General features: G+C 66.3%; 4 protein-coding genes. 2 read left to right on the forward strand and 2 right to left on the reverse strand.

Features of this window, described 5'->3' with window-relative positions:
- The coding region (locus tag ACREE8_RS06065) for an aminotransferase class III-fold pyridoxal phosphate-dependent enzyme (protein WP_431572085.1) at positions 1–2,311 on the reverse strand (2,311 nt) is incomplete at its 3' end.
- Between the two features lie 9 nt (positions 2,312–2,320).
- A complete protein-coding gene (locus ACREE8_RS06070; RefSeq protein ID WP_431572086.1) occupies positions 2,321–3,304 on the reverse strand; it encodes an NAD-dependent epimerase/dehydratase family protein in 984 nt (327 codons plus the stop codon).
- 213 nt (positions 3,305–3,517) lie between these two features.
- Here ACREE8_RS06070 and ACREE8_RS06075 point away from each other — a divergent pair, with 213 nt between their 5' ends.
- Entirely contained in the window at positions 3,518–4,351 is an 834-nt protein-coding gene (locus ACREE8_RS06075; protein ID WP_431572087.1) for a 3-keto-5-aminohexanoate cleavage protein, read from the forward strand.
- A gap of 7 nt (positions 4,352–4,358) precedes the next feature.
- Positions 4,359–6,581 (forward strand): indolepyruvate ferredoxin oxidoreductase family protein (locus tag ACREE8_RS06080; RefSeq protein WP_431572088.1); only part of this gene is annotated, 2,223 nt, incomplete at its 3' end.

Genomic DNA, 6,581 nt, shown 5'->3' on the forward strand with positions numbered 1-6,581 from the left:
GTCGGATCTTCAGCACGTTGCGGCGCGGGCCCTCGGTGCCGATGAGAACCCCCTGCTCGCGCATCAGATTGGCAACGCGCCGGGTCCAGTCGGGCGCTGGTTCCAGCGTCTTGCGATCGCGCACCAGTTCCACGCCCATGACCAGGCCGGTGCCGCGCACGTCGCCGATCGCCGCGTGACGCGCCATCAGCGCCTCCACGCCCTGCCGGAAATAGGCTCCGGTGGTTCGGGCGTTCTCCTGCAAGCCTTCGCGCTCCAGGACATCGAGGACCGCCAGTCCCGCGGCGGCCGAGACCGGGTTTCCGCCGAAGGTCGAGAAATAGTCGGTGCGGTCGGTGAAGGACTTGAGGATCTCCCGGCGGGTCACGATGACGCCGAGCGGATGGCCGTTGCCCACGGGCTTGCCCATCGTAACGATATCGGGCAAGGCGCTGTGAAAATCGAAGCCCCAGAAATGAGATCCGGACCGGCCGAAGCCGTATTGCACCTCGTCGGCGATGAAGAGCCCTCCGGCAGCGCGGACCTTCTCGACCACGGTCTTGAGATAGCCCTTTGGAACGTCGGGAATGCCGCAGGAGATGAAGGCGGAATCGATCATCGCCGCCGCCGGCTTATGGCCCGCCGCCGCGAGCGACGCGAGGGCGCGGTCAGCGGCGTCGGCATAGCTTTGGGCCGCGCCGGGATCGGCCTTGCGGAAGCGGCCGCGATAGAGATCGGGGGCCTCCAGCGTGCGCACGTGAGGCGCCACGGCACTGGCCGGCACATCGTAGGGCGAGAGCGCGGCCACCGCCTCGGTGCCGCCGTGATAGGCGTTCTCCATCACCAGCGCGCCGGTGCCCTTCGTATAAGCCTTGGCGATGCGCCAGGCGATGTCGTTGGCCTCGCTACCGCAATTGACGAAGGCGCAGACATCGAGTCCGGCGGGCATGCTGGCGCAGAGGCGCTCCGCAAAATCGAGCACGGTTTCGTGCAGATAGCGCGTGTTGGTGTTGAGAAGCGCCGACTGGCGGGCGATCGCTTGCACCACATGGGGGTGCGCATGCCCCACATGCGGCACGTTGTTATAGGCGTCGAGATAGCGCCGGCCGTCGGAATCCCAGAGCCAGATCCCTTCTCCGCGCAGCAGATGCAGGGGACGCTCATAGGAGAGCTCCAATCCCGATCCCAGGAGCCGGCGTCGGCGATCGAGCATAGGTTCGGCAGAGGCGCCTGACGCTTGCGCTGCCGGCCTTGGCGTCGAGATGAAGGACGTCGCCGGCGACAGGCCCGCCGCCTTGCGAAAAGCAGCCTCGGCGGTCTTCGGACCGGCCGACAAGAGAGCTTCGAAGACCTTCAGTCCCGTTTGCTCAAAACGCTCGAGCTTATCGGCGCCATCCTGGTCATGGCGTTGCCGCCAGGCGAAGATCGCCAAGGTTGCCGCATGGCGGGCCGTCATGGCGTCATAGAGGGCGGCGATCTCGTCGTCCTGCAGCGGCAGCACCGCACAGTAGCCGGCGATGATCTCCTGCGCGGATTCGATCGGTCCCATCCCCTCGCCGATCACCTCGGCGGCGGCGAGAGCGAGATCGAACACCAGGGGCCCATGGATCATGTCGCCGAAATCGATGATCCCGGCAACGTAGGGCGCGCCATCCGCATCGACCAGGACATTGCCCGGGTTGCAGTCGTTGTGAATCACCTGGCCGCGCAAACCCGTGAAGGCCGGCAGGCGTCCCACCATGCGCTCGAGCACGCGCGCGACGGCCGCCGCGACGGCCGGATCGCCGATCAGCGAGGCATACGGAACCAGCTCGCCGGCACGGCGAAGATCCCAGGCGATCCGTTGCCCGGCCGCCGGATGAAAGAAGCCGCGCAGGGCCCGGTCGAGCCGCGCGACCGTACGCCCGAAATCGCGCAGCAGCGCCACTTCCGGCTGGACCTCCTCGAGCAACCGTCCCGCCAGGAAGGTGATCGCGCAGGCGATGTGGCTGGCGCCGTCGGGACCCTCGATCCGGCCCGAGCGTTCCCCGGCCTTCGTCGGGAGCAGGCGCGGCACCGGCAAACCCGGATCCTGAAGCGCCAGATGGCCAAGCACACCGATCTGGAAATCGACGATCGCCGGATCCTCGAGCGCATTGTAGAGCTTCAGGACCGCGCCCGGTCCCTGCGCCGGCCGCAGATGGAAATTCTGGTCGCGCTCGCCAAACAGCACCGTCGCCTGCGCGTCGATCCCGTAAAGCTCGCGGGCGATCCGCTCGGCATCGGCAGCGGAAAAGCTGGGTGGGTTCGTCTTGAGCGCGGTCAGAGCGCCGGACGGCAGGTCATTCGCCATGATGGAATCCTATTCGACGCCGTAATAACGCTTATACCATTCGACTGTGCGGGGAATGCCTTCCTCGATCGGCGTGCGCGGCATGAAGCCCAGATCGCGCGTCGAGGCGCTGATATCGGCATAGGTCACATGGACGTCGCCCGGCTGCATCGGCGCATCCTCGACCTTGGCGGGCTTGCCGCAAGCGTCCTCGACCACCCTGACGAAATCGCGCACATCGACGGTGCGGTGGTTGCCCAGATTATAGATCGCATAGCGCAGCCCCTCGCGATCGGGCGCCGGCGGACGATCCAGCGCGGCCAACACCCCCGCCACGATGTCGTCGATATAGGTGAAGTCTCGCTTCAGATTACCGCCATTGAAGAGCCACAGCTTGTTGCCGCGCATCACCGCGTCGATGAAGAGCAGCGCCGCCATGTCGGGGCGCCCCCAGGGTCCATAGACCGTGAAGAAGCGGAGTCCCGTCGTCGGAATGCCATAGAGATGGCTGTAGGTCGCGGCGATATGCTCGGCCGCGCGTTTGGAGGCGGCATAGAGCGAGCGCGGGCGTTCGGCACGGTTGTCGAGGGAGAAGGGCACTTCTTTGCTGTCGCCATAGACCGACGAGCTGCTGGCGAAGACCAGATGCTTGAAGTCGGGAAGCTGACGCACCGCCTCGACCATCGCCAGCTGGCCGTCGATATTGCTGCGGATGAACTCCCAGGGATGCGAGATCGACTGGCGCACGCCCGGCTGGCCGGCCATATGCAGCACCCGGTCGATGCTGGCATAGCCCTCGAACAGGGCCGCCAGCGCCTTGGGGTCGCCCACATCCAGGTCATGAAAGCTGAAATCGTCCCGTTTCAGCAGCGCCTGGATACGCGCCTGCTTCAGGGCGGGGTCGTAGAAATGGATGAAATTATCCACCCCCACGACTCGCTCGCCGCGATCGAGCAGCGTGTTGACCAGGTGAAAGCCGATGAAGCCGGCGGCGCCGGTAACGAGGACGGTCATGAAATGTCCGCAAACCCGGGTGAGAAGGTAAGGATATAGCCGAGGCGGCGCCGTAAATCATCCAACGTTACCAAGACGCGGAAAACCGCGGATCGCCGCGCCCATTCATTGCAGGCGGACGGGCGCTCGGCTAGCTTCACGCCCAAGCAACAACGACAATCTGGAACACCCGCCCTGGTCCGGCGGCGTCGAATCCGGTCCCAAGGGAGAGATATGGCTCAGCCAGCGATCATCACCGTGGCCATCACCGGGAGCCAGCCGACCAAGGCGCAGAACCCGGCTGTGCCGGTGACCCCGGCCGAGCAGATCGAGAGCACCCAGGAAGCCTTCGAAGCCGGTGCCGCCCTGGTCCATATCCATGTGCGCGACGATCAGGGCCACTCCTCCTCGGACGCCGATCGCTTCGCCCGGGTCCAGGAGGGCATCCGCCGCCATTGCCCCGGCATGATCGTCCAGTTCTCGACCGGCGGACGCGGCCGCGACCCGTCCGAGCGCGGTTCCTCGCTGGTGCACCGGCCGGACATGGCGTCGCTCGCCACCGGCTCGGTCAATTTCGCCACCATCATCTATGAGAACCCGCCGCAGCTGATCGACGGGCTGGCACAGACCATGCTGGCGCATGACGTCAAACCCGAGATCGAGATCTTCGACCTGGCGATGCTCTATAACGCCCGCGAGCTGGTCGACCGGGGCCTCCTCAAGCCGCCGGTCCATGTCCAGTTCGTCATGGGTATTCCCGGTGCCCTGCCGGCGCGCGAGAAGGTCCTGGATTTCCTGATTGCCGAGCTGGCGGAGTTCCTGCCGGGCGCCACCTGGACCGCTGCCGCCACCGGCCGTCATCAGCTCGAAGCCAACCGCTGGGCGCTCGCCAAGGGCGGTCACTTGCGCACCGGCCTCGAGGACAACATCTATTACGCCAAGGGCCGGCTTGCCGCGAGCAATGCCGAACTGGTGGCGCGAGCGGCCGCGCTCTGCACCGAGATGGGTCGTCCGCCGGCAAATCCCGCCGAGGCACGGAACCTTTTGGGCCTCCGGCCCGCTTCATGAGGCTCCCATGAAACTTGCGACCGTCACTCTCGACGACAAATACACTGCGGAAAGCGGTCGCATCTTCCTGACCGGTACGCAGGCGCTGGTGCGCCTGCCGATGATGCAGCGCCGGCGCGACGAGGCGGCGGGTCTCAATACCGCGGCTTTCGTCACCGGCTATCGCGGCTCGCCCCTGGGCGGCCTCGATCTCGCCATGGGCCAGGCCCATAAATTCCTTGAGCGTCACCATATCCGCTTCCAGGCGGGCGTGAACGAGGATCTGGCGGCGACGGCCGTCTGGGGCACGCAACAGCTCGATCTCTTCGGCGATTCCAATTATGACGGCGTCTTCGCCCTCTGGTACGGCAAGGGCCCCGGCGTCGACCGCTCCGGCGACGCGCTCCGCCACGCCAATCTCGCCGGCACCGCCAAGCATGGCGGCGTGCTGGCGCTCGCGGGCGACGATCACACCTGCAAATCCTCGACCACCGCGCATCAGACGGAGTTCGCCTTCGTCGACGCGCAGATCCCGGTGCTGAACCCGGCAGGCGTGCAGGAGTTCCTCGATCTCGGCCTCCATGGCATCGCCCTCTCGCGCTATTCCGGCTGCTGGGTCGCGCTCAAATGCGTGGCCGACACGGTCGAGAGCTCGGCCTCTGTCTCGATCGATCCGCATCGCGTCCAGATCGTCGCGCCCACCGATTTCGACATGCCCGCGGGCGGCCTCAATATCCGTCTCCCCTCCTCGCCCTTCGCCTCGGTTCAGGCGCTGGAGCAGGAGATGCGGCTCCATAAGTTCAAGCTGAAAGCCGTGCTGGCCTATGCCCGCGCCAACAAGCTCGATCGCGCCGTGATCGACGGGCCGAAGCGCCGGCTCGGCATCGTCACCACCGGCAAGTCCTATCTCGATCTGCGCCAGGCGCTGGACGATCTGGGCATCGACGAGGCGCATGCCCAGGAAGTGGGCTTGAGCGTCTACAAGGTCGGGCTGGTCTGGCCGCTGGAGCCCGAGAATCTGAAGACATTCGCCGAAGGCCTCGAAGAGATCCTGGTGGTCGAGGAGAAGCGGCCGCTGCTCGAGGACCAGATCAAGACGATCCTCTATGACGCGCCGGCCGGCCGGCGGCCGCGCGTGATCGGCAAGTATGACGAGAGCGGCGAATGGATCCTGCCCTCGGCCGACGAGCTGTCGCCCGCCATGATCGCGCGCGTCATCGCCAAGCGCATCAAGCGCTTCCATGACAGCCCGCGCATCGAGGAGCGGCTGGGCTTCCTCGAAGCCAAGGAGAAGGCGCTCGAGGGCTACAAGCCCGCCATCAAGCGCGTCGCCTATTTCTGCTCGGGCTGCCCGCACAACACCTCGACGCGCGTGCCCGAGGGCAGCCGCGCGCTGGCCGGCATCGGCTGCCATTACATGGCGCAGTGGATGGACCGGAACACCGACACCTTCACCCAGATGGGCGGCGAAGGCGCCACCTGGATCGGCCAGGCGCCGTTCTCGAAGACGCCGCATATGTTCCAGAATCTGGGCGACGGCACCTATTTCCATTCGGGCTCGCTGGCGATCCGCGCCGCGGTCGGCGCCGGCGTCAACATCACCTACAAGATCCTCTATAACGACGCCGTCGCCATGACCGGCGGCCAGCATGTCGATGGGCCGCTCGACGTGCCGCGGGTGACGCGCCAGCTCGCGGCCGAAGGTGTCGGCCGCATCTGCCTCGTAACCGATGAGCCCGAGCTCTATGAGGGCGATTCCTCGCTGGCGCCGGGCACCGAGATCTCGCACCGCGACCAGCTCGACGCCGTGCAGCGCTCCTTGCGCGAGACGCCGGGCGTGACCGCCCTCGTCTATGCACAGACCTGTGCTGCCGAGAAGCGGCGCCGGCGCAAGCGCGGCCTGATGGAAGATCCGGCCAAGCGCGTCGTCATCAATGAGCGCGTCTGCGAAGGCTGCGGCGATTGCAGCAAGCAGTCGAACTGCCTGTCGGTGGTGCCGGTCGAGACCGAGTTCGGCCGCAAGCGCGCGATCGACCAGTCCTCCTGCAACAAGGACTTCTCCTGCGTGAAGGGCTTCTGCCCGAGCTTCGTCACCGTCAAGGGCGGTACCTTGCGCAAGGTCACCGTATCCGGCGACGTGCCGTTCCCGGTCCTGCCGGAGCCCGAGCTGCCCGTGCTCGACGGCCCTTATGGCATCGTCGTCACCGGTGTCGGCGGCACCGGCGTGATCACGATCGCGGCGCTGCTCGGC

This window comes from Hypericibacter sp. (genome assembly GCF_050729195.1).
GTDB lineage: Bacteria > Pseudomonadota > Alphaproteobacteria > Dongiales > Dongiaceae > Hypericibacter.

What these genes read in the sequence shown, in the direction of transcription:
- ACREE8_RS06070 (WP_431572086.1), bottom strand. Translation starts at nt 3,304, where the DNA reads ATGACCGTCCTCGTTACCGGCGCCGCCGGCTTCATCGGCTTTCACCTG.
- ACREE8_RS06075 (WP_431572087.1), top strand. Translation starts at nt 3,518, where the DNA reads ATGGCTCAGCCAGCGATCATCACCGTGGCCATCACCGGGAGCCAGCCG.